Annotated in this window: 23 protein-coding genes; 13 read left to right on the top strand and 10 right to left on the bottom strand. The window is 64.1% G+C overall.

Annotation, left to right across the window (positions count from 1 at the left end; translation table 11 throughout):
- Nucleotides 1-2 precede the first annotated feature (2 nt).
- Entirely contained in the window at nucleotides 3-1,322 is a 1,320-nt protein-coding gene (locus tag ABWO90_RS14595; RefSeq protein ID WP_353191948.1) for an MFS transporter, read from the bottom strand.
- Between the two features lie 38 nt (nucleotides 1,323-1,360).
- Nucleotides 1,361-2,701: a D-serine ammonia-lyase gene (dsdA, locus tag ABWO90_RS14590; RefSeq protein WP_353191947.1), complete on the bottom strand. Its 1,341-nt coding sequence runs from the start codon at nucleotides 2,699-2,701 to the stop codon at nucleotides 1,361-1,363.
- Nucleotides 2,702-2,802: 101 nt separating this feature from the next.
- Here dsdA and ABWO90_RS14585 point away from each other — a divergent pair, with 101 nt between their 5' ends.
- From ABWO90_RS14585 to ABWO90_RS14545, 9 genes are all read left to right on the top strand, one after another.
- The gene (locus ABWO90_RS14585; RefSeq protein ID WP_502922617.1) at nucleotides 2,803-3,744 is read left to right on the top strand and encodes a LysR substrate-binding domain-containing protein; all 942 of its coding nucleotides are present in this window, start codon (nucleotides 2,803-2,805) and stop codon (nucleotides 3,742-3,744) included.
- 168 nt (nucleotides 3,745-3,912) lie between these two features.
- Nucleotides 3,913-4,920 (top strand): 1,2-phenylacetyl-CoA epoxidase subunit PaaA, encoded by a 1,008-nt coding sequence (paaA, locus tag ABWO90_RS14580; RefSeq protein WP_353191945.1) that lies wholly within the window; start codon nucleotides 3,913-3,915, stop codon nucleotides 4,918-4,920.
- Nucleotides 4,921-4,963: 43 nt separating this feature from the next.
- Complete coding sequence (gene paaB, locus ABWO90_RS14575) at nucleotides 4,964-5,260, top strand: 1,2-phenylacetyl-CoA epoxidase subunit PaaB (protein WP_353191944.1); 297 nt, start codon at nucleotides 4,964-4,966, stop codon at nucleotides 5,258-5,260.
- A gap of 76 nt (nucleotides 5,261-5,336) precedes the next feature.
- Entirely contained in the window at nucleotides 5,337-6,140 is an 804-nt protein-coding gene (gene paaC / locus ABWO90_RS14570; protein ID WP_353191943.1) for a 1,2-phenylacetyl-CoA epoxidase subunit PaaC, read from the top strand.
- A gap of 34 nt (nucleotides 6,141-6,174) precedes the next feature.
- The gene (gene paaD / locus ABWO90_RS14565; protein ID WP_353191942.1) at nucleotides 6,175-6,750 is read left to right on the top strand and encodes a 1,2-phenylacetyl-CoA epoxidase subunit PaaD; all 576 of its coding nucleotides are present in this window, start codon (nucleotides 6,175-6,177) and stop codon (nucleotides 6,748-6,750) included.
- An 86-nt stretch (nucleotides 6,751-6,836) separates the two neighbouring features.
- Nucleotides 6,837-7,928: a 1,2-phenylacetyl-CoA epoxidase subunit PaaE gene (gene paaE / locus ABWO90_RS14560; RefSeq protein ID WP_353191941.1), complete on the top strand. Its 1,092-nt coding sequence runs from the start codon at nucleotides 6,837-6,839 to the stop codon at nucleotides 7,926-7,928.
- 235 nt (nucleotides 7,929-8,163) lie between these two features.
- On the top strand, nucleotides 8,164-8,961 hold the full coding sequence (locus ABWO90_RS14555; protein ID WP_353191940.1) for a DUF1835 domain-containing protein: 798 nt from the start codon (nucleotides 8,164-8,166) through the stop codon (nucleotides 8,959-8,961).
- Between the two features lie 9 nt (nucleotides 8,962-8,970).
- Entirely contained in the window at nucleotides 8,971-9,627 is a 657-nt protein-coding gene (locus ABWO90_RS14550) for a TetR/AcrR family transcriptional regulator (protein ID WP_353191939.1), read from the top strand.
- Between the two features lie 241 nt (nucleotides 9,628-9,868).
- Nucleotides 9,869-10,525: a GNAT family N-acetyltransferase gene (locus ABWO90_RS14545; RefSeq protein ID WP_353191938.1), complete on the top strand. Its 657-nt coding sequence runs from the start codon at nucleotides 9,869-9,871 to the stop codon at nucleotides 10,523-10,525.
- Nucleotides 10,526-10,621: 96 nt separating this feature from the next.
- Here ABWO90_RS14545 and ABWO90_RS14540 read toward each other — a convergent pair whose 3' ends face one another.
- Together ABWO90_RS14540 and ABWO90_RS14535 are read right to left on the bottom strand one after the other, a co-directional pair.
- Nucleotides 10,622-11,110, bottom strand: coding sequence for an Lrp/AsnC family transcriptional regulator (locus ABWO90_RS14540; RefSeq protein ID WP_353191937.1), 489 nt, complete (start codon nucleotides 11,108-11,110; stop codon nucleotides 10,622-10,624).
- A 210-nt stretch (nucleotides 11,111-11,320) separates the two neighbouring features.
- On the bottom strand, nucleotides 11,321-11,545 hold the full coding sequence (locus tag ABWO90_RS14535; RefSeq protein ID WP_353191936.1) for a hypothetical protein: 225 nt from the start codon (nucleotides 11,543-11,545) through the stop codon (nucleotides 11,321-11,323).
- Nucleotides 11,546-12,175: 630 nt separating this feature from the next.
- Between ABWO90_RS14535 and ABWO90_RS14530 the strand changes: the two genes are divergently transcribed.
- The gene (locus ABWO90_RS14530) at nucleotides 12,176-15,742 is read left to right on the top strand and encodes an indolepyruvate ferredoxin oxidoreductase family protein (protein ID WP_353191935.1); all 3,567 of its coding nucleotides are present in this window, start codon (nucleotides 12,176-12,178) and stop codon (nucleotides 15,740-15,742) included.
- Nucleotides 15,743-15,872: 130 nt separating this feature from the next.
- Here ABWO90_RS14530 and ABWO90_RS14525 read toward each other — a convergent pair whose 3' ends face one another.
- A complete protein-coding gene (locus ABWO90_RS14525; RefSeq protein WP_353191934.1) occupies nucleotides 15,873-18,152 on the bottom strand; it encodes an NADP-dependent malic enzyme in 2,280 nt (759 codons plus the stop codon).
- Nucleotides 18,153-18,545: 393 nt separating this feature from the next.
- The gene (locus tag ABWO90_RS14520) at nucleotides 18,546-19,784 is read right to left on the bottom strand and encodes an MFS transporter (RefSeq protein ID WP_353191933.1); all 1,239 of its coding nucleotides are present in this window, start codon (nucleotides 19,782-19,784) and stop codon (nucleotides 18,546-18,548) included.
- Nucleotides 19,785-20,136: 352 nt separating this feature from the next.
- Here ABWO90_RS14520 and ABWO90_RS14515 point away from each other — a divergent pair, with 352 nt between their 5' ends.
- Both ABWO90_RS14515 and crcB read left to right on the top strand, forming a co-directional pair.
- Nucleotides 20,137-20,826, top strand: a complete 690-nt coding sequence (locus ABWO90_RS14515) for an orotate phosphoribosyltransferase (protein WP_042113471.1) — start codon at nucleotides 20,137-20,139, stop codon at nucleotides 20,824-20,826.
- A gap of 115 nt (nucleotides 20,827-20,941) precedes the next feature.
- Entirely contained in the window at nucleotides 20,942-21,340 is a 399-nt protein-coding gene (gene crcB, locus ABWO90_RS14510) for a fluoride efflux transporter CrcB (protein WP_353191932.1), read from the top strand.
- 41 nt (nucleotides 21,341-21,381) lie between these two features.
- Here crcB and ABWO90_RS14505 read toward each other — a convergent pair whose 3' ends face one another.
- Nucleotides 21,382-22,230 (bottom strand): helix-turn-helix transcriptional regulator, encoded by an 849-nt coding sequence (locus tag ABWO90_RS14505; protein WP_353191931.1) that lies wholly within the window; start codon nucleotides 22,228-22,230, stop codon nucleotides 21,382-21,384.
- A gap of 134 nt (nucleotides 22,231-22,364) precedes the next feature.
- On the opposite strand from ABWO90_RS14505, the gene ABWO90_RS14500 reads away from it, so the two are divergent.
- Nucleotides 22,365-23,189, top strand: coding sequence for a class I SAM-dependent methyltransferase (locus tag ABWO90_RS14500; protein ID WP_502922616.1), 825 nt, complete (start codon nucleotides 22,365-22,367; stop codon nucleotides 23,187-23,189).
- An 86-nt stretch (nucleotides 23,190-23,275) separates the two neighbouring features.
- Here the strand turns inward: ABWO90_RS14500 and ABWO90_RS14495 are convergent, their stop codons facing one another.
- From ABWO90_RS14495 to panS, 3 genes are all read right to left on the bottom strand, one after another.
- A complete protein-coding gene (locus tag ABWO90_RS14495; protein WP_353191930.1) occupies nucleotides 23,276-24,037 on the bottom strand; it encodes a peptidylprolyl isomerase in 762 nt (253 codons plus the stop codon).
- A 46-nt stretch (nucleotides 24,038-24,083) separates the two neighbouring features.
- Nucleotides 24,084-24,644, bottom strand: coding sequence for a gamma carbonic anhydrase family protein (locus tag ABWO90_RS14490; protein ID WP_353191929.1), 561 nt, complete (start codon nucleotides 24,642-24,644; stop codon nucleotides 24,084-24,086).
- Nucleotides 24,645-24,933: 289 nt separating this feature from the next.
- Entirely contained in the window at nucleotides 24,934-25,887 is a 954-nt protein-coding gene (gene panS, locus ABWO90_RS14485) for a ketopantoate/pantoate/pantothenate transporter PanS (protein ID WP_353192003.1), read from the bottom strand.
- Nucleotides 25,888-26,074 lie beyond the last annotated feature (187 nt).

The following is a 26,074-nucleotide window of genomic DNA, read 5'->3' as shown; positions in this document are numbered from 1 at the left end:
GCTCAACGATTCACCGTCTTCGGATCGAAGCTCAGCGCGATGGCAGCACTGATCAGCAACGACCCGGCGATGACGAAAATGGCGGGGGCCGTGCTGTGATACGTGTCCCGAATCCAGCCGATCAGGTACGGGCTCACGAACCCGCCGAGGTTGGCCAGACTGTTGATCGCGCCGATGGATGCGGCTGCCGTCGCGCCGCCAAGGAACGCGGTCGGCAGCGTCCACATGATCGGCGAGAAGCTGATGATGCCTGCCGCCGCGATCGACAGCGAGATGACGGCCAGCGTCAGATTCTGCCCCGCAAACACGCTGGCAGCCAGACCGAATGCGCCAACCAGCATGATGCCGGCCAGGTGCCAGCGGCGCTCGCGACGACGGTCCGAGCTACGGCCGACCAGAATCATCGCAATCGCAGCGACACAGTAGGGGATGGCGCTGAGCAGGCCGACCTGCAGACCGCCCACGGCGCCGGCGTCCTTGATGAGCGTAGGCAGATAGAAGCCCAGCGTGTAGAGCGCCATCATCGCCGGGAACGTCATCAGAATGATCTTGCCGATGCGAGCGTCGCGCAGGATGTGCGACAGCGGCATGTGCGGACGCCCCTTCTCGTCTTGCGCAATGTCCTTCGCGATCAGGTCACGTTGCTCTTGCGTCAGCCAGCGGGCGTCTTTCACCCGATCGGTGAGGATCAGCAACACGCCGATCGCAAGCGGCAGCGTCGGCAGCGCTTCGAGCACGAACACCCACTGCCAGCCGGCGTGACCGCCGACCTCATGGAACGTGTCGAGGATCCATCCCGACAGCGGGCTGCCGAGCAGGCCGGCGACCGGAATGCCGGCCTGGAAGATGGCCGTCATCTTGGCCCGGCGATGGTTGGGAAACCAGTACGTCAGGAAGAGGATCACGCCCGGGTAAAAGCCGGCTTCGGCGACCCCGAGCAGGAAGCGCACCACATAAAACTGCCACGGCGCGGTGACGAACGCCATGATCCCCGAGAGCAGCCCCCACGAAATCATGATTCGCGCGATCCAGAGCCGCGCGCCTACCCGATGCATGATCAGATTGCTCGGCACCTCGAACAGCATGTAGCCGATGAAGAACAATCCCGCGCCCAGACCGTAGGCCGCCTCGCTGAATTGAAGATCCGCGAGCATGTTCAGTTTCGCGATCCCGATGTTGACCCGATCGAGGTACGCCACCACGTAGCACAGCATGAGGAACGGAATGAATCGCAAGGCGACCTTGCGATAGGTGGCGTCCTCGAAGACCGAACGCGCAGCGCTCGCGCCTGCATGCGATGACATCGTTGCCTGTTGTTCCATGAGCCTGACTCCTGCAGCGAATAGTTGTTGTCGATACTTCAGTTGGCTTGTGCGGCAATCGTCCGAGCGCGCACGAGCCCTTCGGCACGTTCGTAGAAGCGCTCGCGTTCTTCCGCCGGCACCAGCGAGCCGCCCGTGGACCAGATCACATGCGTTGCCTGATCCGTGGCGATGTCGTGCGCACGAAGGTACGCCCGGCCCTCGGCCGAGTTGAGTACCCAGTCCGGGCCGCTCAGACCTGCCGCGGCGGAGGGCTCGACCTCCACGTCGAGGCAAGACTTCAGGGTGTGCAGGTTCACGAAGAGTTCGTCGTCGGCCACCGTGAACACGCCGGAAAGCTGCGAGACCATGAGCGGAGCGACAAGATGCGACGCCTCGCCTACCGCCAGCCCGTCGGCGTCGGTCCGGTTGTCGAGCCCGATGTCGTAGACGGACACGGGCGTCTCGCGCCCGGACGCCAGTTGCACCAGCATGCAGGGCGAAGCCACCGGCTCCGCGAAGAAGCAATGCACGTGCGGTCCGAACAGCGTTTTCAGCCCGAAGGTGATGCCCCCGGGCGCGCCGCCGACACCGCACGGGAGGTAGACGAAGAGCGGATGCTGCGCGTCGACGGTCCTGCCCGCTGCGGCGAGTTGCGACGCGAGATGTCGCGCGCTCGCGGCGTAGCCGTAGAAGAGGAGCGACGATTGTTCATCGTCCACGAAATGGCTGTGCTCGAGCGCTTCGGCCTGCGCCCGGCCGCCCGCGACGGCGTGCGCGTAGTCGCCCTCATGCTCTACGACGCGAACGCCGCGATTGCGCAGCCGCGCCTTCTTCCACGCTTTCGCGTCGGCGGACATGTGGACGACCGAATCGAAGCCCAGCGCCGCCGCCATCACGCCAATGCTCAGCCCCAGATTGCCCGTGCTGCCGACCGCAACGGTGTACTGCGCGAACACGTCACGCGCTGCCGGCGAGGCCAGCGCTCGACGGTCGTCATCTGCAGCAATCACGCCGCGTTCGAGCGCAATGCGCTCGGCAACCGCCAGCACTTCGTGAAAGCCGCCCCGAGCCTTGATGGACCCCGCGACCGGCAATGCGTCGTCCCGCTTGAGAAACCACGCGCTGTTGTCGTTCACCGGGCCGCTCGCGCAGACCGGCTTCAGCGCATCCGCCGACATCAACGCCGACTCGATTTCCCCGCCCGTCCCGGTCAGTTCCGGGAATAGCTCCGCCAGCAGCGGTGCACAGCGGCGCATGCGAGCCTCGGCCTCGACGATCTCGGCAGTCGAGCCCGTGGCGGTGCGAAGCGGATTGCCGAGCCGGTCGTTCAACCACAGTGTCGGGGTTCGGGATTGAAGTTGGGCTAATACGAGTGCGGGCAAGACCGAAGCGTGCATAGTTGGCAATTTTCCGAGATTCTCCAATACTTCACGGAATGCTAGCGCCCGAGATTGCGTAAAAATAGCGCTGGATTCTAATGAACACATTAGCTGGACTAATGCATATGCAATTGGACGCATCGATGCTGGGCGCCTTGCGCTGCTTCGAAACGGCGGCGCGACTGTTGAGTTTTACCCAGGCGGCACGGGCGCTGAACCTGACGCAGAGCGCCGTCAGTCAGAAAATCCGGTATCTGGAGGACCGGCTCGGCTATGTACTGTTCGTGCGGCAGGCCAGAAGTCTCAAACTCACCGAGAACGGCGAGGCGCTGTTCGAGGTCACCGCGCGCGCCTTGGGAGACATTCAGGCGACGCTGCAGCGGTTGGGTATCTCGAACGCGCCGTTGCAGGTCAGTTGCCTGCCTTCCTTCGCGCTGCAATGGCTGATGCCGAGACTGACCGACTTCCACCGGCAGGAGCCTGGCGTCTCGGTCAGGCTGAAGGCGGAATTCCAGAGCATCGACCGGCAGTCGATGCGCGCCGACGACATCGACGTCGCCGTGCGATATGACCCGACGCAATACTCGGAAGTCAAAGCCGACGTACTCCTCGACGAGTTTCTGGTGGCGGTGGCCACGCCGGCGTATGTCGCAGCGCATCCGGGGCTGGCGGATGACGCGTCGTTTCGCGATGTCGTGTTCCTGCACGACGCTTCGCCGTGGGACGGTGCGACGGAGTTCGTCGAATGGCGCACCTGGATGGACGCGAACCATCCGGGCACGACGCAGGACATCGACGGCCCACAGTTCAACCTGTCGAGTCTTGCGCTGGCCGCGGCGCTGAACCATCAGGGCGTCGCCATCGGACGGACCGCCCTGATACACGACGACATCCGGAGCGGCCGTCTCGTGCCGATTTCCGGCAAACCGGTGAAATCGCCCGCGCGATATGTCCTGCTCTCGCGAGATCCCTTCGACCGGCGCACGGCCATCTTCTCCGAATGGATTCAGCAAGAATGCCGGCGCTTCGACCACGACCGGCTGAGTCTCCTCGGCGGATAGCCCAAACGGCGGGACTTGCGGGCTTCGTCCCCCCGAAACGACCCGCCTTCCCTCCCGACCAGCGGCAACAATCGCTCCCCCGCATATCATGGAAAACATTTATTGACCGACCGGCCGGTCGGTTTATAATGCGTTTCATATCCCCACATGTCGCGGAGGCCTTCCTCTATGTATACGCAAGCCATCGATCTGGCCGGCAACAGCCCCAAGGGCGTGCGCGCCCTGAGCGAGGCGGAGCAGCAGCAACAAGCCCGCTTCGACGCGCGCATCGCCGCCGATCAGAAGATCGAGCCGCAGGACTACATGCCGGCCGAGTACCGCAAGACGCTCGTTCGCCAGATTTCGCAGCACGCCCACTCGGAAGTCGTCGGCATGCTGCCGGAAGGCAACTGGATTTCGCGTGCGCCCAGCCTCAAGCGCAAGGCCATTTTGCTGGCCAAGGTGCAGGATGAAGCCGGTCACGGCCTCTATCTGTATTCGGCCGCCGAGACGCTCGGCTTCTCGCGTGACGACATGATCGACGCGCTGCATTCGGGCAAGGCCAAGTACTCCAGCATCTTCAATTACCCGACGCTCACGTGGGCCGATGTCGGCGTGATCGGCTGGCTCGTCGATGGCGCCGCCATCATGAACCAGGTGCCGCTGTGCCGCTGCTCGTACGGCCCGTACGCCCGCGCCATGATCCGCGTGTGCAAGGAAGAGTCGTTCCACCAGCGCCAGGGCTTCGACGCCCTGCTCTCGATGATGGGCGGCACGCAAGCGCAACGCGACATGGTGCAGGAAGCCGTGAACCGCTGGTGGTGGCCGGTGCTGATGATGTTCGGCCCGAGCGACAAGGACTCGATCCACAGCACCCAGACCATGAAGTGGGGCATCAAGCGCATCTCGAACGACGATCTGCGTCAGAAGTTCGTCGACGCCGCCGTCGAACAGGCCCGCGTGCTCGGCGTGACCTTCCCCGACCCGGATCTGAAGTGGAACGAAGCGCGCAAGGCGCACGACTACGGCGAGATCGACTGGTCCGAATTCTGGCGCGTGGTCGGCGGCGACGGCCCGTGCAACAAGGAACGTGTCGGCACGCGTGTGGCCGCCCACGAGAAAGGCGCCTGGGTGCGCGATGCTGCGCTGGCCCACGCCGCCAAGCAGCGCCAGCGCGCCGAAAAGCAGGCCGCCTGAGCGACATTCGCCAGACCGCCCTCACAAGACATCAGGAACGATCATGACGCAAGCAAGCAACAAGGAATGGCCCCTCTGGGAAGTGTTCGTGCGCAGCAAGATGGGCCTCGAACACAAGCACAGCGGCAGCCTGCACGCCGCCGACGCCGACATGGCGCTGCGCATGGCGCGCGACGTCTACACGCGCCGCCAGGAAGGCGTGAGCATCTGGGTTGTCCCGTCGGCCGCCATCACGGCGTCGGCACCGGAAGACAAGGCCGAGCTGTTCGATCCGGCCGCCGACAAGATCTACCGCCATCCGACCTTCTACCAGCTGCCGGAAGAAGTGAACCACATGTAAGCGGCGGCGCGCCGGTCCGACGTCCACCAACACTCGACGTCACGCCAGACGCGCGCCCCATGCGAGACCCCAGAACATGAAACCGACGCAGGAACATCTGTCCTATCTGCTGCGCCTCGCCGACAACGCGCTGATCCTCGGTCAGCGCAACGCGGAATGGTGTGGTCACGGCCCCGTGCTGGAAGAAGACATCGCGCTCACCAACCTGAGCCTCGATCTCATCGGCCAGGCACGCATGCTGTATCAGCACGCCGCCAAGGTCGAATCCGACCTCACCGGCGTGACCAAGCTGGAAGACGACTACGCCTTCTGGCGCGACGAATTCGCCTTCCGCAACTGGACGCTCGTCGAGCTGCCCCACTATGGCCCGACGGCCGGCACCACCGCCGCCGAACGCGATTACGCCGTGACCATCGTGCGCAACTTCCTCTACTCGGCCCTGATGGTCGAAGTGTGGCAAGCGCTCGCGCAGTCGGCCGATGCGGAACTCGCCGCCATCGCCGCCAAGTCGGTCAAGGAAGCGCATTACCACCTGCACCACGCACGCGACTGGCTCGTGCGCTTCGGCGACGGCACCGAGGAATCGCACCGCCGCGCGCAGAACGCCCTCGACTATCTCGTGCCGTACATGAACGAGATCTTCAAGCGCGACACGCTCGAAGACGCCGTGGTCGCCGCCGGCACCGGCGTGACGATGGCCGACCTGAAAGACGCCTGGCAAGCCACCGTGAACGACGCACTCACCGAGGCCACGCTCACCGCGCCGGTCGGCGGTGCGTTCGAGAGCACGGGCAAGTTCGGCCATCACTCCGAGCACATGAGCTATCTGCTCGGCGAGATGCAGGGGCTGGCACGCCAGCACCCCGGCGCGAGCTGGTAAGCCGCACACGCACATCATGCAGATGGATACGACCATGACCCTGCCGCTCACGCCCCCCGTTGCGCCCGACGTGCTCACGCCGGCCTCGGAGGCGTCGCTGCCGCTCGCATGGCAGACGCTCGAATCGGTGCCGGACCCGGAGATCCCGGTGGTGTCGATTCGTGAACTCGGCATTTTGCGCGATGTGCGTGTCGTGACGAACGACAGCGGCAACGTGGCGTTCGAGATCGTGATCACGCCGACGTACTCGGGCTGCCCGGCGATGCAACAGATCGCCGAGGACATCGATGCGGCCATGACGCGCGCGGGCCTCGGCCCGTGGCACATCAAGACCGTTCTCGCGCCTGCCTGGACGACGGACTGGATCAGCCCCGAGGCGCGCGAAAAGCTGCGCGGCTATGGCATCGCCCCGCCCACGGGCGCGCATGCCGTGGCCGCCGACGCGCCACGCAAGATCACGTTCTACGGCCGCCCGAAAGACGGCGTGCCCTGCCCGCACTGCGGATCGCACGACACCGAGGTCGTATCGGCCTTCGGATCGACCGCCTGCAAGGCGCATTACCGTTGCCGTACGTGCCGCGAGCCGTTCGACTACTTCAAGCCCTATTGATTGATTTCGACTGATCCCGCTTCGCGCGTAACGATGCCGACACTCCCCTCGTCGACACCCGCACCCGGACGGTAAGGAAGCCCACGATGACGACCCCGCAATTCCATTCGCTGACCATTCGCGAAATCCGTCCCGAGACCGCCGACGCCATCTCCATCGCCTTCACGGTGCCGGACGCGCTGCGCGACGCCTACCGTTTCACGCAAGGCCAGTTCCTCACGCTCAAGACCGAGATCGACGGTGAAGAAGCCCGTCGCTCCTACTCGATCTGCGTTGGCGTGCCGGATTACGAAGCCTCCGGCGAGCTGCGCGTCGGTATCAAGCGTGTGCCGGGCGGCAAGTTCTCGAATTTCGCGAACGACCAGTTGAAGCCGGGTCAACAGATCGACGTGATGACGCCGGACGGCCGCTTCTTTACGCGCCTGTCGGCCGAGCACGCCAAACACTATGTCGGCTTTGCCGGCGGCTCGGGCATCACGCCGATGCTCGCGCTCATCAAGACGACGCTCGCCGCCGAGCCGAACAGCCAGTTCACGCTCGTCTACGGCAACCGGTCGGTGCCCGCGATCATGTTTGCCGAGGCGCTCGAAGACCTGAAGAACACGTACCTCGGCCGTCTGCGCCTGTACCACGTGCTCTCGGACGAAGCGCAGGAAGTCGAGCTGTTCAACGGTCTGCTCGATCAGAACAAGTGCACGGCGTTCCTCGATGCGCTGATTCCGCCATCGAGCATCGACGAAGCCTTCATCTGCGGCCCGGGCCCGATGATGGACGCCGCCGAAGCCGCGCTGGCCGCCGCCGGTGTCGCCAAGGAAAAGATTCACGTCGAGCGTTTCGGCGTGCCCTCGCCGCAGGCCGGCGCGAAGCCCGTCGTCGTGATCACCGACGACACGCCGATGGCCGAACTGGTTGTCGTGATGGACGGCAAGGAGCGTCGCCTGCGTCAGCCGTACGAAGGTCAGAGCATTCTCGATACGGGTCTGGCCGCCGGGTTGTCGCTGCCGTACGCGTGCAAGGGCGGCGTGTGCTGCACGTGCCGCGCGAAAGTGCTCGAAGGCGAAGTGGCAATGGACAAGAACTACACGCTCGAGGATTACGAAGTCGAACAGGGCTTCGTGCTGACGTGCCAGGCGCGTCCGCTCACCGAGCGCGTTGTCGTGAGCTACGACGAGCGTTGATCGCCGCCGGTTTCGGCCGGCTTCGGCCGGCCGTCTCGTCGTCGATACGGGCTGTTTCGGTACATCGCCTGCGGCGCTCCGGACCGGCCCGAGCGTCAAACAGGCGTTTGCCACACGGTGCGAACGTAGCGGCAACACTGCGGTAACAGGCGCGAAGTCCGGCCAATGCGTCGATTATTTCGGGCATTTCGGGAGCGTCAACCCGAGGTAGCGGGAATACCGTAAACTACCGGGCATGAATACCATCCATGTCGTCTGTGGCGATATCGCCGCGCAGCAGTTGCGCGCGGCAATGGCGCAAGCGCGCCGCGCCGACCCCGTCCTTGTCCTGCGTGACGATCTGGCCATCGGCCCGTTGCGCGAGATCGACGAGAACGAACGGCAGCGCGCCGCATTCTGGCAACGGGTGATGCCTTCCGCCGGTCGCGACTACGCGAACGAAATCCGCGAAGAACTGGCGTCGCTGCGACGCCTGGCCGAAGGTGGTCCGACGGCCGCCGCCGTGGTGTGCTGGCACGGCGACAGCGCGACGGATCAACTCACGTTGCGACGCGTGGCCTTTACGTTGCGCAACACGCCCGCGCGGCTCAACGAAATTGTATTGCGCAGTAGCGACCTGACGGGTCCCGGCACACCGCAGGGCATCGAGCGACGTACCAGCGTCGGCATGTATGCCCCCGAAGTGCTCGCCGAGCGGCTCGCGCGTATCGCGCCGATCTCGCTGCTGCGCATCGGACGTCTGTCGCTGGAATGGCGTGCGCTCAAGCAAGTGAATACGCAAGTGCGCCGGTGGGTACACAACACGTTCGAAGGCGCGACGTTCGGCGAGATCGACGATCAGATACTCGGACTGGCGCCCGTGGCCTGGACGCCGATGGCCGCCTTTCTGGGCGACACCATGCCGCGTATCGAAGGCTTCTTTGCCACCGACAGCTTTTTACTATGGCGCTGCCGCGAACTCGGTGCGGCAGGCCGGCTAGCCTTGCGCGGCGACACGACATCCGCCGCCGCGTGCGATCTACGACTGGAGTAACCCCCGTTTATGGCACGTACCAAAGCGCCCGATCACGAATCGCAGCGCGAACAGATTCTCGATGTCGCGGCCGAAGCCTTCGCCCGCGCGAGCTATCCGAGCACTTCGATGTCCGAGCTGGCCGCCGCGTGCGGCACGTCGAAGGCCCGGCTGTATCACTATTACGCGAGCAAGGACGCGATCCTGTTCGATCTGCTGGAGCGCTATACGAAGCGGCTGATGCTGATCGTCACCGAGGTCGAGGCGCTGGGGCAACGCCGTGGACTGTCGGAGCGCGATACGTTCCATGAACTGATTCGCGCGTTTCTCGATGAGTACGAGACGTCGCAGACGCGCCACATCGCCCTGCTCAACGACGTGAAATTCCTGAACGACGAGCAACGCGAGATCGTGCTCAATCGGCAGCGCGACGTGGTGGCCGCTTTCGCGCGCCAGCTCACGCGGGCGTTCCCCGACCGGGTCGTCAAGCACAATCAGACGGCGCTCACGATGATGCTGTTCGGCATGATCAACTGGACATTCACCTGGCTCAAGCCGGGTGGCCGCATGCGTTACCGCGATTTCGCCAACGAAGTCATCGCCGTGCTCGAACACGGACTCGCCGCGCCGCTGCCCGATGGCATCGAAGCCGCGATTCCCGCTGCGGTGTTGCCGCCACGAGGCTGAACAAGTAAGCATTCACTCACAACGAAAGGGCGAGCCATCGCCCTTTTTTGTTGCCTCGCAGCAACCATCCAATCATTCCCATGGTGCGCGAAACCCAGAAAAGACGCCATTCTTCAGCCACTTAGACAATTCCCTCCAATGCGCTCGCGTGATTCCTAGGGTTTTTACCTAGCCACTCAGGTATAATTCTTTTGCGTCGCACAATTCCGTGACGACGAGAAGAATAGCTAAGGATTACGCCATGACTGCCCCGAATCAAACGCCCGACGTCGCACGCGCGACGGTTGCCGCCAACGAGCGGTCGAGCGTGCTGATTCGTGAGCTGACGTCCGGCGACATCCATCGTCTCCAGCGCCACTTCCTGGCGCTCGGCGAAGAAGACCGCCTGCTGCGTTTCGGCCAGGCCGTCACCGACGACGTGATTACCCGTTACGTCGCCAGCATCGACTTCTCGCGTGACAGCGTGTTCGGCGTCTACGACGACAACCTCGCACTCGTCGCCGTCGCGCACGTGGCCCAACTGCCGGAAGGCAAGAACGGCCGCGTCGCGGAGTTCGGTGTCTCGGTGCTCGAATCGGCCCGCGGCCGTGGCATCGGCTCGCGCCTGTTCGAGCGCGCCGCCATCCACTGCCGCAACAAACGCGTCGATACGCTTTACATGCATTGCCTGTCGCGCAACGCTCGCATGATGCGCATTGCGAAGAAGGCCGGCATGGAGATCAACTTCGCTTATGGCGAAGCCGACGGTTACCTCAGCCTGCCCCCGGCCGACACCCAGTCGATGCTCTCGGAAATGATGCAGGAACAGGTCGCCGCCTTCGACTACGCGGTCAAGCGCCAGCTCCGTAACGCACGCCGTCTCTTCGGTGCCCTGCTGCCGAACCAACGCGCCGCCTGATACCGCGCGTTTGCGAATCGCAGAAAAAGAAACCCGGCCGATTGGCCGGGTTTTTTGTTTTCGTCAGAATGACGGTGCGCGACGATCGCTATCGGACTACGGCAGCGGCAGCGCTGTTGTCTCCTTGAGTTGATCGAGGACGAAGCTCGTCTTCACGTCGACCACACTCGGATGCACGAGCAGGTGGGTTTGCATGAAACGCGAGAAGTGCGCCATGTCCCGCACGTGGACACGCAACAGATAGTCCATGTCACCGGCCATGGCGTAACAACCGACGACTTCGGTCCACGTGTCGACCACGCTGCGGAAGTGTTCGATCACCGACCCGCCCTGCCCGTCGCCCGGATGCCGCTTGTCGAGGCGCACATTGACGTAGGCGAGCAACCCCAGTCCGAGCCGCGTCGGTTCGAGTAGCGCGACGTAGCCGCGAATGACGCCCGCTTCCTCGAGACGGCGGATGCGCCGCAGGCATGGGCTCGGCGAAAGCCGCACCTGTTCGGCGATTTCGAGATTGGACAGCCGGCCGTTTTGTTGGAGCAAGGCGAGGATCCGGCGATCGATCTTGTCCAGTTCGAGTTTTGACACACTTCTCCCTATTATTGGTATTTATGCGCAACATTATTGCGCATTTTGTCATATTTCGAGAAGTCCTCGCCCTAGGCGTCACGTTACGACAGATTACAGCAAGTTGGCGCGGAGAAAGAAAAAGGGCGCCGGCCTTATGTCGCGGCGCCCTGGTGGGCTGGAACATGTCGCCGGTATGGCGACGACACGTTCAGAGATGTTCAGGCCGCATCAGCGGCGCTGGAATTCACGCGGATCGATCGTGCGCTGGTCGAGCGGGCCTTCGTAACGCTGCGGCTGTTGCGTGGCGCGCGGCTGCGGCGTAACACGGGCCACAACCGGGGTCGGTTCGGCCGTCTTGTCGCGTGCCAGTTCATCGGCACGGGCGACGCTCACTTCCAGGGTCAGGAACGAAGCGGAAACCAGCAGGAATTTGGCGATGTTTCGTTGATTCACAGTGACTCCTTCTTACGTATTGCTTTATTGCATGCGCACTTGCGGTGCGCGAAGAACGTACCCAACGTCTCGGGTAAGGCATTAGTGGGCATTCTGCCTGCTCTGTTCCCACTCGCCCCGAACCGTTACACGTTGTTACCCGCATGTCGGAAGACGCCGACAAAACGCACGGTTCGCGACACAATCCCGACACAAAGGCGCCATTTTGATGGAAATTCCGGAAATCGGAGCGCGTCCGGGTGCCGCACCTCCCGAATCTGTGAGGGATCCCCCCAGACATTCGCCGGACAATGCATCGGCTGACTAACTGCCGAGCAGGGCCGAGGGTTTACGCCAGCCGTTTTACGTTTACGTAAACGTCATAATGCGCGTGGTACTGCCCCGAGCGGCAACTTATGCAACGTCACCTTCACCGTCAGGCAATGCCATGACGCCGGTGCTAACATGAGTCCGACTGGCATCAGCATCACGAAAAAAGGCCCCGCCCACCGGGTGACACCACGCAGGTGAACACTCGGGAGAGAGCAACTTATCAAGGCCGGCATTCACCACGGCCGTCCTGCTTCACGAGAGCGGGGGGGCAAGAAGTTTTGGCGATCCCAAAATCAGTGAGAGTGAGGAGCACACCCCATGAACGCCCCCGTCAATCCGAGCTTGCTGGCCGCACTGGAATCGGTCACGCTCGACGACAAGTACACGCTCGAGCGCGGACGCGCTTACATGAGCGGCATTCAGGCGCTGGTGCGCCTGCCGATGTTGCAGCAGGCGCGCGACGCCGTCGCCGGGCTGAACACCGCCGGTTTCATTTCAGGCTATCGCGGCTCGCCGCTCGGTGGTCTGGATCTCTCACTATGGAAAGCGAAGCAACACCTCGCCGGCCATAACATCGTCTTTCAGCCCGGGCTGAACGAAGACCTCGCCGCCACCTCGGTGTGGGGCTCCCAACAGGTCAATCTGTATCCCGCCAAGTTCGATGGCGTGTTTTCCATGTGGTACGGCAAGGGCCCGGGCGTCGACCGCTCGATGGACGTCTTCAAGCACGGCAACTCGGCCGGCTCATCGAAACACGGCGGCGTGCTGGTGCTCGCCGGCGACGACCACGCCGCCAAATCCTCCACGCTCGCCCACCAGTCCGAACACGTCTTCAAGGCGGCCGGTATTCCGGTGCTGTATCCGTCGAACGTGCAGGAGTACCTCGACTACGGCCTGCATGGCTGGGCGATGAGCCGTTACTCCGGCCTGTGGGTCGCCATGAAGTGTGTGACGGACGTGGTCGAATCGTCGGCCTCGGTGATGATCGATCCGCACAACGTCGACATTCAGTTGCCGAACGACTTCATCATGCCGCCCGACGGCCTGAACATCCGCTGGCCCGATCCGCCGCTCGTGCAGGAAGCGCGCATGATCGACTACAAGTGGTACGCGGGTCTGGCCTATGTGCGCGCCAACAAGCTCGACCGCGTGATGGTCGATTCGCCGAACGCGCGCTTCGGCATCATGACCGGCGGCAAGGCCTATCTCGATGTCTGCCAGGCACTCGCCGACCTCGGTCTCGACGACGCCACGTGCCAGCGCATCGGCATTCGTCTGTACAAGGTGGGCTGTGTGTGGCCGCTCGAAGCGCAGGGTGCGCGCGCGTTCGCACAGGGTCTGCAGGAAATTCTGGTGGTCGAGGAAAAGCGTCAGATCCTTGAGTATCAGATCAAGGAAGAACTCTATAACTGGCGCGACGACGTGCGTCCGCGCGTCTACGGCAAGTTCGACGAGAAGGACGGCGCCGGCGGCGAATGGTCGGTGCCGATGGCCAACTGGCTGCTGCCCGCCCACTACGAACTCTCGCCCGCGCTGATTGCGAAGGCCATTGCCACGCGCCTGGAGAAGTTCGAGCTGCCGAGCGATGTGCGCGATCGTATCGCCACACGCCTGCGCGTGATCGAAGCGAAGGAACAGGCGCTTGCCAAGCCGCGCGTCGCGGCCGAGCGCAAGCCGTGGTTCTGCTCGGGTTGCCCGCACAACACGTCGACCAACGTGCCCGAAGGCTCGCGCGCCATCGCGGGGATCGGCTGCCACTACATGACCGTGTGGATGGATCGCAAGACCGACACCTTCTCGCAGATGGGCGGAGAAGGTGTGCCCTGGATCGGTCAGGCGCCGTTCTCGTGCGACGAACACATCTTCGCGAACCTCGGCGACGGCACCTACTTCCACTCCGGCCTGCTGGCGATTCGCGCGGCGATCTCCTCGAAGGTCAACATCACCTACAAGATCCTGTACAACGACGCCGTCGCCATGACCGGCGGCCAGCCGGTCGACGGCACCCTCTCCGTGCCGCAGATCGTGGCGCAGGTCGATGCCGAAGGCGCCGCGAAGATCGTCATCGTGACGGACGAGCCCGAGAAGTACGAAGGCGTGAAGCTCGTGGGCGACGTGCCCATCTACCACCGCAGCGAACTCGACCGCGTGCAGCGCGAGTTGCGCCTGGTCAAGGGCACCTCGATCCTGATCTACGACCAGACGTGCGCCACCGAGAAGCGCCGCCGCCGCAAACGCGGCGCGTACCCCGATCCGGCGAAGCGCGTGGTCATCAATGAGGCGGTCTGCGAAGGTTGCGGCGACTGCTCGGTGAAGTCGAACTGCCTGTCGGTCGAACCGCTGGAAACGGAATTCGGCACCAAGCGCCAGATCAATCAGTCGACGTGCAACAAGGATTACTCGTGCCTGAACGGCTTCTGCCCGAGCTTCGTGACGGTGGAAGGCGGCCAGTTGCGCAAGCCCAAGACGGCACAGGTCGACAGCAGCGGTCTGCCGCCGCTGCCCGAGCCGGCGCTACCGGCAATCACGCGCCCTTACGGCATTCTCGTGACCGGCGTGGGCGGCACCGGCGTGGTCACGATCGGCGGCCTGCTCGGCATGGCTGCGCATCTGGAAAACAAGGGGGTGACAACGCTCGACGTGACCGGTCTTGCGCAGAAAGGCGGCGCGGTGACGAGCCACGTGCAGATCGCCCTGCAACCCGAGGACATTCACGCCACGCGTATCGCCATGGGCGACGCGCGTGTGGTGATCGGTTGCGACGCCATCACCACCGCCAGCGACGACACGCTCTCCCGCGTGCAGCACGGTGTGACGAACATCGTCGTGAACAGCGCTCACACACCGACCGCCGAGTTCATCCGCAACCCGAACTGGCGCTTCCCGGGCTCGAGCACGGAGAACGATATCCGCGCGGCGGCCGGTGAAGGCGTCGACTTCGTCGATGCGAACCATCTCTCGCTGCGACTGCTGGGCGACACCATCTACACGAACCCGTTCGTGCTGGGTTATGCCTGGCAGAAGGGATGGGTACCGCTGTCATATGCCGCCCTCACGCGCGCCATCGAACTCAACGGCGTGGCCATCGAGAAGAACAAGCAGGCCTTCGAATGGGGCCGCCGTGCCGCGCACGATCTCGCAACGGTGCGCAAGCTTGCGCAGCAAAACGAGACGCCGGAATCGTCGGCCGCCGGTGGCAAGTTGATTACGCTGCACACGCCGCGTGCGCTCGACATGCTGATCCAGCGCCGTTACGACCAGCTCGTGGCGTATCAGGATCGCGCCTATGCCGAGCGATTCAAGCAGACGGTGGAGCGCGTGCGCGCCGCCGAGACGCCGCTCACCCCGGAAGGCACCCAGATGCCGCTGACCGAAGCCGTCGCCCGTGCGCTCTACAAGCTCATGGCGTACAAGGACGAGTACGAGGTCGCGCGCCTGTACACCGACCCGGCGTTCATGAAGAAGATCAACGAGCAGTTCGAAGGCGACTTCACGCTGCGCTTCCACCTCGCGCCGCCTTCGCTCGCGAAGCACGACGACAAGGGCCATCTCATCAAGCAGACCTACGGTGCCTGGATGATGAAGGCGTTCGGTGTGCTCGCGAAGTTCAAGGGCCTGCGCGGCGGCGCGTTCGACATCTTCGGTCGCACCGAGGAGCGTCGTACCGAACGCGCATTGATCGGCGAGTATGAAGCGCTGGTCAACGAACTGGTGTCGCGTCTGAACGAGCAGAACCTGCCGCTGGCCGTGCAGCTGGCCGAACTGCCGCAGGAGATTCGCGGTTACGGGCACGTGAAGGAGCAGAACCTTGCGGCCACGCGCATCAAGTGGACGAAGCTGCTCACGCAGTTCCGCGACGGCGACTCGCATCGCGCCGCAGCGTAAGCCGTCCGTCCAATAAAAATCCCGCCAGCGCGTGAGCGTCTGGCGGGATTTTTTTGTGCGCGATGTCAGCGGCGCACGTGCGGTGAACGCGCGCCGAGGTTGCCCCCGGGCAGCGCATCCGTCCGAAACATCAACGCGTGACGTTGGCGGCAGCCACTGCCGTCATGTTGATGATACGGCGCACGGTCGCAGCCGGCGTCAGGATGTGAACCGGCTTGGCGCAGCCGAGCAGGAACGGGCCGACCGTCACGCCTTCGCCGCCCGTCATCTTGAGCAGGTTGTACGTGATGTTCGCCGCTTCCACGTTCGGCATGACGAGCAGGTTCGCTTCGCCGGCCAGACGCGACGCCGGATAGGCGGCGCGACGCACCGTCTCCGACAACGCGGCGTCGCCGTGCATTTCCCCGTCGACTTCGAGTTGCGGCGCACGCTCGGAGAGCAGTTCGCAGGCTCGGGCCATGCGCTGTGCCGAGGCCGACTTCACGCTGCCGAAGTTCGAGTTCGAGAGCAGCGCCACCTTCGGGGCGATGCCGAAGCGCTCGATTTCCTTCGCGGCCAGCACGGTCATCTCGGCGAGTTGCTCCGAGGTCGGCACTTCGTTCACGTACGTATCGCTGATGAACAGGTTGCGCTTCTCGAGCATCAACAGGTTCATGGCGGCGTAGTTCTCGACACCGGCGGCACGGCCAAGCACCTGATCGACCACATCCAGATGGCGGTGGTACGTATCGATCATGCCGCAGATCATGCCGTCGGCTTCGCCCAGACGCACGAGGATCGCGCCGATCAGCGTGTTGTCCTTGCGCATGGCAGCCTTGGCGACTTCCGGCGTCACACCGTGACGCGCGCCGAGGTTGTGGTACTCCTGCCAGCAACGCTGATAACGCGTGTCGTCTTCCGGATTCACGATCTCGAAGTCGACGCCCGGCTTGAGCTTCGAGCCGATCTTCTGCAGGCGCATTTCGACCACGGCCGGACGGCCAATGATGATCGGCTTGGCGATGCGCTCGGTCAGCACGAACTGGGCGGCACGCAGCACGCGCTCGTCTTCGCCTTCCGCGAACACGATGCGCGCAGCGTCGTTGCCGAAGCGCGCACGGGCAGCGGCGAACACCGGACGCATGATGAAGCCGGTGCGATACACGGTCGTGCCGAGCTGCTCGCGGTAGGCGTCCATGTCCGTGATCGGACGCGTGGCCACGCCCGAGTCCATCGCGGCTTGTGCCACGGCCGGCGCGATCTTGATGATCAGGCGCGGATCGAACGGCTTCGGAATGATGTATTCCGGGCCGAATTCGAGCGACTGGCCTTCATAGGCGCGTGCGACTTCTTCGCTCTGCTCTTCTTCCTGCGCGAGTTCGGCGATGGCGCGCACGGTGGCGAGCTTCATCTCTTCGGTGATGGTGGTCGCACCGACGTCGAGCGCCCCACGGAAGATGAACGGGAAGCACAACACGTTGTTGACCTGGTTCGGGTAGTCCGAACGGCCGGTCGCCACGATGCAGTCCGGACGCGCCGCCTTGGCGATTTCCGGGCGGATTTCCGGCTCGGGGTTGGCGAGCGCGAGAATCAGCGGCTTCGGACCCATCGTCTTGACCATGTCGGCGGTGAGCACGCCGGCGGTCGAGCAGCCGAGGAACACGTCGGCGCCGTTGCTGGCGTCGGCCAGCGTGCGCGCTTCGGTCGCCACGGCGTAGCGTGCCTTGCTCTCGTCGAGCTTGTCGCGGCCGGTGTGGATCACGCCCTTCGAGTCGAGAACCAGGATGTTCTCTTTCTTCAGGCCGAGGTTCACCAGCAGATCCAGACAGGCGATGGCGGCAGCGCCGGCGCCCGAGCAGACCAGCTTGACCTTGCCGATGTCCTTGCCCACGACCTTCAGGCCGTTGAGGATGGCGGCCGAGGCAATGATGGCGGTGCCGTGCTGATCGTCGTGGAAGACGGGGATCTTCATGCGCTCGCGCAGCTTCTTCTCGATGTAGAAGCACTCGGGCGCCTTGATGTCTTCGAGGTTGACGCCGCCCAGCGTGGGCTCCAGCGCCGCGATGATGTCGACCAGCTTGTCGGGGTCGTTCTCGGCCAGTTCGATGTCGAACACGTCGATGCCGGCGAACTTCTTGAACAGGCAGCCCTTGCCTTCCATGACCGGCTTGGCGGCGAGCGGGCCGATGTTGCCCAGGCCGAGCACGGCCGTCCCGTTGGTGATCACGCCCACGAGGTTGCTGCGCGACGTGTAGCGATTGGCGGCCAGGGGGTCTTCCGCAATGGCTTCGCACGCATAGGCCACGCCCGGGGAGTAGGCCAGCGACAGATCGATCTGGTTCGACAGGGGCTTGGTCGGCGTCACCGAGATTTTGCCCGGACGCGGATTCTCGTGGTACGCCAGGGCGCTTTGTTTCAGTTGTTCATCCATATCTCGATACCTAAGGACTTACGACAGCGGGGTCTCTGCCGCATGCGGGCAGCGAGCAGACCCGGCCGTCTTTTGACGGATCACGGCGGGGGGAAGAGCCAACCGGAGGGATTCGGCGATTGTGTCGTCGACGGGGTTCTTCACGGCGCGGTGGCGTGATGACCACCGCTTCCCCGATCCAGCAAGTCGCGCTCGCGCGCGTCGGACCGTGGGACTTGCAGCGCGCCGGACGCACTGCAGGACGCAAAGTGTACACCTTGCGCCTGAAGCCTGATGCTGCACGCGCAGCATTCGCGCGTGCAGGGAGGGGGCCGAACGGACCTGCGACAGACCCTAGGACCGGGCCTGCGGCAGGGCTTGCTGCAGGGCTTGCTGCAGGGCTCGCAGCAGGACTTATTGCAGCGCCTCGCCGCGACGCTCCGGAATCAGGAACAGCGTGGCGAGGATGTCGAGCACGTAGATGCCCGCGAGAAACACGAGCGCCATCTTGAAAGAGTAGGCGGCAGCCAGCGCGCCAACGGTGAGCGGCCCGAAGCCGCCGACCGCTCGGCCGATGTTGAACAGCACGTTTTGCGCCGTGGCACGGGCGGCCGTCGGATACAGCTCCGAGATCAGCGCACCGTAGCCGCCGATCATGCCGTTCACGAACAGACCCATCACTGCCCCGCCGATCAGCAGCGTGAACGGCGTCTGCAACTGGGCGTAGACGAACACCATCACGACCGCACCGATCTGATAGCCGATGAACGTCGGGCGGCGGCCGAAGCGATCCGCGAGACGGCCGAACAGCCAGATGCCGAAGGCCATGCCGAGCACGGTCACGGCCGTCCACATCGCCGACTTCGTGAGCGAGTAGCCGAACGTCTTCGAGAGATACGACGGCATCCAGATCATGAGGCCGTAATAGCCGAAGTTCTGCACCGAGCAAAGGATCGCCACGCCGAGACTGGCGCGGGTCGTGGCGCTGTCCTTCACGAGCAGCTTGAGCGGCGCATGCTCGCGCGGCTTCTGTTGCTGCGCGAGGAACATCTCCGGCTCACCCAGCGTGCGGCGCATGACGAACGACACCACGGCGGGCAGCAGGCCGACCGCGAACATGCCGCGCCAGCCGATCACAGGCAGCAGCACCGGCGTGAGGAGCGCAGCGGCGAGGACACCCGCCTGCCATCCCAATCCCACGAACGACGACGCCCGGGCACGACGTGCCGGCGGGCAAGCTTCCGCGGCAAGCGCCATGCCGATACCGAACTCACCGCCCAGGCCGATACCGGCGATCGTGCGGTACGCGAGCAGGTCCCAATACCCCTGCGCCAGCGAGCACAGGCCGGTGAACACGGCGAAGAGCAGGATCGTCCAGGACAGCACGCGCACACGGCCGTAGCGATCCGAGAGCATGCCGAACACAATGCCCCCGAAGACCGCACCGACCAGCGTCCACGTGACGAGCGAGCCCGACTGCGCAGTCGAGAGCGCCAGATCGGCCGCGATGGCAGGAAGAATGAAGCCGAGGATCAGCAGGTCGAAGCCGTCCATGGCATAGCCGACGGCTGACGCCCAGAGGGCGCGGCTTGCATAGCTGGAGTCGTGCGTTGCGGCAGGTACCGCGAGCGAGGGCGAGGAGTCGTTGGGCATGGTCACGTCCGGTCTGAATTTTCGGCGTGAGTGTATGCCTGTCATAAAGGCTCGGCAACTGTCTCTTTTTTTGGACTCATCTGTCGGGAATGGATTTTCATATGCGCCGTGCGGTCACACGGCGCGTAGATACGGGGGTGGAACTATACGCTTAGTGCATAATTCAGCGTGCATCTGCTGAAACTTGTGGCATAATTCGCGTTTAAGCGCCGGTCGCTCGTCGCAAGACGCCGACCCGCCGCCTCAGACGGCGTCCTGCCGCTGCGCGTTGCGCGCTGCGGCACCCCGCTGACTCATTCACGACTCCTGGCTGCACGCCGCATGGCGGGCAGCTACGCAAAGGAACCGCATCATGATTGGCATCGACCGCCAGGCGATTTCCGATATCACCGCCAAGATCCTGCTCGAAGTGGGCGCGGTGCATTTCAACGCCGAGAAGCCGTACATCTTCACCTCGGGCTGGGCCAGCCCGGTCTACACCGACTGCCGCAAGCTGATCTCGTACCCGCGCGTGCGCCGTACGCTGATGGACTTCGCGGAAGCCGTGATCATCCAGGACGTCGGCTGCGAGCAGTTCGACACGGTGGCTGGCGGCGAGACCGCAGGCATTCCGTTCGCTGCCTGGATCGCCGACAAGCTGATGCTGCCGATGCAGTACGTGCGCAAAAAGCCGAAGGGCTTCGGCCGCAATGCGCAGATCGAAGGCGATCTGCCGGAAGGCTCGCGCGTGCTGCTCGTGGAAGATCTGACGACCGACGGTCGCAGCAAGATCAACTTCTGCAAGGCGCTGCGCGAAGCCGGTGCGAACGTGAACCACGTGTTCGTGATCTTCCACTACGACATCTTCCCGGAGAGCCGTCAGGTGCTCAAGGACATCGATGTCCAGCTGCACTCGCTCGCCACGTGGTGGGACGTGCTGCGCGTGGCGAAGCAGCAGAATCACTTCGATACGAAGACGCTCGACGAAGTCGAAAAATTCCTGCACGCCCCGGCCGAGTGGTCGGGCGCGCACGGTGGCGCCACGTCGTTCCCGAAGGACTAAGTCCTGTGGTGCGTGTAGTATTCGCTTGAGAGGCGAGAGCGGCCGGCCTGTAAAGGCTGGCCGTTTTTTTATCTGCGCGGTCTATCGGCGGGATTTCGGCACGGGAGAGTCACCCATGTTTGCTTCGGTCGTCGCAGTCAGCGTCGGCGCCGCACTCGGCGCGCTGTTGCGCTGGGCACTGAGCGCACAGCTCAACACCATCCTGCCGACGTTCCCGCTCGGCACGCTCACCGCCAATCTCGGTGGCGGGTATCTGATCGGCGTGGCGGTCGCCCTCTTCGGGCAGGTGCCGTCGATACCGATCGAATGGCGACTGTTCGTCGTGACCGGCTTTCTCGGCGGGTTGACGACCTTTTCCACCTTCTCTGCAGAAGTCACCACGCTGTTGCGCGAAGGCGAATTGGGCTGGGCGTCACTGATCGTGATCGTTCACGTGGGCGGCTCGCTCATCATGACGCTCTTCGGCATGGCCACCGCTACCCTGCTCGTGCAATGGCTGCGCCCGGCGGCGTGATGACGTGATGGCATGTTGGGCCGATGGCAGCACGACGGCCGTCAGGGCAACAGCATGACCAGCTTCACGTCATCGTGCCCCGACAGGCGGAACGTGACCTGCGCGAAATCGATATCGCCGCGCGCCGGATGATGAAAGCCGCGCCGGCCGCCCTCGCGCTCCACCACATCCTGCTGTGACCAGAGTGCGGCAAAGACGCTGCTCTCGCGCTGCAAGGCGTCGGTCAGGGCACGCACGGGCGTATCGTCGAGATACGCGCTGCATTCGGCCCGAAACTCGGCCACTACGCGCCGTGCCCGGCGCTCCCAATCCTGAATCAGCGACTGCGCCCCGGCATCGAGAAAGATGTAGCGCAGCAGATTCTTTGCGCCCGGCGTGTCGTGGGTATCGAGCCATCCGCAAAAGATTTCAGCGGCGGCGTCGTTCCACGCGAGGACGTCCCAGCAGCGATCGAGCGCATACGCCGGTGCCGCGACTGCGGCAACGGCCGCCTGCACCTGCGCGGTCGCGTGATGCGGCAACGGCTCGGCCCCGCGCTCCGGATCGCGCCGACCGGCCAGATCGAACAGATACGCTCGCTCGGCACGCGAGAGCCGCAACGCACTTGCCACGGCAGCCAGCGCACCCGCCGAGATCGAGACTTCCCGCGCCTGCTCGATCCATGTGTACCAGGTTGCCGACAGCCCGCACAACTGCGCGACTTCCTCGCGGCGCAACCCCGGCGTGCGACGTCGACCCATGGGCGGCAAGCCGACGGCCGCAGGGGTCAGTCGCTCGCGATGCGCGCGCAGGAAGTCGCCGAGTGCCCGACGCTGGCGGGCGTCGTCGGCAGGCGCAGTGGACGCCGGCGACGAACTGCCGGACGATGGCGAAACGGAACGGGTCGGCATGGGGTTATTTTTCATACCAGGATAAATGGGCAACTTGTACCGGTATCAATGAGCCATTATCGTGAGACCCATCGATGTCGCGCAAGCCCCGGATCGCACATCGCACCCGGCCCCACCAACGAAGGAGACGCCCCGTGAACCAACCTGCGAACGACAAGACCCGCCCCGCCGCTGCGGCACCTTCCGCTGCCGCGACGCATGACTCCCACAACGCTGTCGTCACCGGCCAGTTCGGCCCGCAGGCGTCTGCCTATCTGACGAGCGCGAATCACGCGCAGGGCGCGGATCTGGAACAGCTTGCGGCGATTGCCCGGGCGCACGCCGGCGCGCAGGTGCTCGATCTCGGCTGCGGCGCGGGTCACGTGAGCTTCTTCACCGCCCCGCATGTCGCCCGCGTCGTGGCATACGATCTGTCCGCCGACATGCTCGGCGTGGTCGCGGGCGAAGCCGCCAGACGCGGCTTGTCGAACGTCGACACACAACTGGGCGCTGCCGAGTCGCTGCCCTTCGACGATGCCACCTTCGATCTCGTCTTCAGCCGCTACAGCGCCCACCACTGGGCCGATGTCGGCGCCGCATTGCGCGAGATGCGTCGCGTGCTCAAGCCCGGCGGACGCGTGGTGATCTGCGACGTCGCCTCCACCGGCCAGCCACTGTTCGACACGTATCTGCAGGCCGTCGAAGTCTTGCGCGACACGTCGCACGTGCGCGATTACGCTGCGAGCGAATGGTTGGCGATGGCAGCGGGTGCGGGGTTCTCGGTTGCCTCGCTCACACCGCGCACGCTCGAGCTCGACTTCAAGACCTGGACGACGCGCATGCGCACGCCGGAATCGATGCAGGTCGCCATTCGTGCACTGCAGACAGCGATGGCCGACGACGTGCGTCGTCACTTCAAGATTCAGGATGACGGCTCGTTCACGCTCGACACGCTCACGCTCGAATTGATCCCGGGCTGATCGATCGCGCGATCGACCGGCAATGAAAAAGGCGCACCCGAATCGCTTTCGGGTGCGCCTTGTCTTTCGACCGCTAACGGCAAACGTTACTGCACGCGCATCGGTCCCTCGTCGTCATTCGCACCGCTGATCTCGGCGGCACCTGCGAGCAACGCCACGTAGTGCCGCAGCGCCCTCGCCCGGGCCTGTTGGTACAGCAGCGCGGCAATGCGTTCGGCCACGCGCTCGAATGGCGGCATGCGGCCTTTCACTCGCCGCTCGATACGCACGACGTGAAAGCCATAACGCGTATTCACGAGTCGCGGCAACACCCCCAGCCGGTCACCGCAGAACAGCACCAATTCGAACTCCGGCGCACCGCTGCCACGTGCGAGCATGCCGAGGCTGCCGCCCTCGCGCGCGGACGGACAATCAGACATCGTCTGCGCCAACGACGAGAACGACGCCGGTTCGGCGAGCACCGCATCGAGCGCCATTTGCGCGCGTGCCAACGTGCTCGACAACGGCACCCCTGCCGACAGGGCGAACAGGATATGACTCGCCTGCACCTTGTCGCCGACGCGGAACTGCCCGGCGTGCTCGTGGAAATACGCGCGGCACTCGGCTTCGGTCGGGTGCCGCACCTGCACGTCTCGCGTGAAGAGCGCGTCGACGATGGCGTCGTCGCTCGCGCGCGCGGCATCCGACTCGCTCAACAGCCGCAGGTCGCGCGCACGCTGACGCAACAACTCCCGGCTGACGAGCGCTTTCCGGGCAGCCGCTTGCGGATCGGCCGCGTCGCGATGCAGATCGATCTCATCGGCGACGCGGCGTGCGTCGATGACAATCCCGTTGACACGCAAAGACATGACGGACTCCCACAAAAACGATTGCAGCTACGCTGTCACGCCACGCTCAGAACGCGTTCTGAATGCGACGATAGGCGCGCGCGAGCTGCACGTTCGTGCGGCTCACCGATTCGGAGAACTCGCGCGCGTCGACGGTGACTTTCGGAATGGTCGCGAGATCGGTCTCGCGGCTGATGTGCGTGGTCGAGGGAATGTAGAAGTTTTCGGGGATATCGCGTCCGTCGACCACGCTGTTGTGTCGCACGACCACGCCGTCATGAACGACGCAGTTGAACAGCACGGAGTTGAAACCGATGAAGACGTTGTTGCCGATGACACAGGGCCCGTGCACGATGGAACGATGGGCGATCGACGTGTTCTCGCCGATGGCAACGCGGGCACCGTCTTTCGAGTGGATCACGACCCCATCCTGGATGTTGGAGTTGGCGCCGATCACAATCGGCTCCATCTTGCCGTTCTCATCGACTTCATCGGCGCGCAGCACGGCATAAGGTCCGATGAAGACATTCTCGCCTACGATGATCTGGCCGCACAAAATGGCCGTGGGATCGATGAACGAGGTCTCGTGCACCACGGGGTAATCCCCGCGCGGATTCTTTCGCAACATACTTGACTGACTCCAGACCGCTCGCTCGTACGCCGGGCTCGATGGCGGGCGTGGCGAGCGTCGCGCGCCTTGCACGATGCATCGCTGCCGGAATCGGCCTCGTCGGAATACGCCCAATGGGCAAGCGGGGGAAAGGGAACACGGATGGGTGCCGTGATGCCAACTCTCTCACCGCCGCGAACGGTATATCGGTGTTGTAGGCGATGAGAGGCAGAAAGGCAAATGCCCGCGATGACGGTGCGGGCAGCCGTTGCGCGTCGCACACACTCGCGTGCGACGCAGGAAAAGCTCAGTGCAGCGGACGCGTTGCCGCAGCCTGCACATCGTTGGCAGTTCCGGTCGGACGACCGCGCCAGTACCCTGCGAGCAGCGACCCCGACAGGTTGTGCCAGACCGAAAACAGTGCGCCGGGGAGTGCGGCGAGCGGCGTGAAATAGAGCTTGCCGAGCGTGGCGGCGAGGCCCGAGTTCTGCATGCCGACTTCGATCGCGAGCGTGCGGCAGATCGACTCGTCGAAGCCCAGCAGACGCCCGCCCCAGTAACCCCCCAGCAGCCCCAGGCCGTTGTGCAGTACCACGCCAAGCATCACGAGCGGACCCACGGTGGCAATGTTGCCCTGATTCGCGCCGACCACCGCGCCGATGATGAGCACGATCGCTACCATCGACACGAGCGGCAGATACCCTTCGACGGCACGCACCACGCGACCGAAGTAGCGATTGATGATGAGACCGGCGCCGATCGGCAACGCCACGATCTGCAGGATCGAGAGCAACATGCCCTCGACGTCCACCGCAATCGAGGCATCCACATACAGACGCGTGAGCAACGGCGTGGCGAATACGCCCACGAGCGTCGACATCGCGCTGATGGTCACCGACAGTGCCACGTCGCCACGTGCGAGATAGATCATGACGTTCGACGCCGTACCGCTGGCCACGCTGCCCACGAGCACCATGCCGGCCGTCAGATCCGGCGGCATGTGCAGCACGCGCGCAATGATCCAGGCGGCGAGCGGCATCACGAGATAGTGCAGCACCACGCCTGCCACGATCGGGGCAGGTCGTGTGAATACTCGCTTGAAGTCGTCGAAGGTGAGCGTGACGCCCATCGCGAACATCACCACGGTGAGCAGCGCCGTGACATGCGGGGTAATGCCGGAGAAACTGCCCGGCGACAGGAAGGCGAAAACGGACAGCAGCAGAGCCCACAACGGGAACAGCCGGGTGACACGGGCGATCATGAAATCCTCGGAGAAGGGGAAGGCGGCGCGTGCAATGGCGAATGTGTCGGGCACGGATGTGCGCCGTATTTTCGCCATGCCCGGGCCGTCGGGCGCAAAAGCTTAATATTTTACTTATTTTGCGCAGCCCGCTTTTCCGGTGTCGTCCGGATACCACGCGACGGTGCCACGGCATGTGAATGCGTGA

Origin of the sequence: Pandoraea pnomenusa, from assembly GCF_040391475.1 — a bacterium.
In the GTDB taxonomy this organism is placed as follows: domain Bacteria; phylum Pseudomonadota; class Gammaproteobacteria; order Burkholderiales; family Burkholderiaceae; genus Pandoraea; species Pandoraea pnomenusa_C.
Note: the sequence above shows the minus strand (reverse complement) of the source record. Positions and strands in the feature narration are given on the sequence as shown.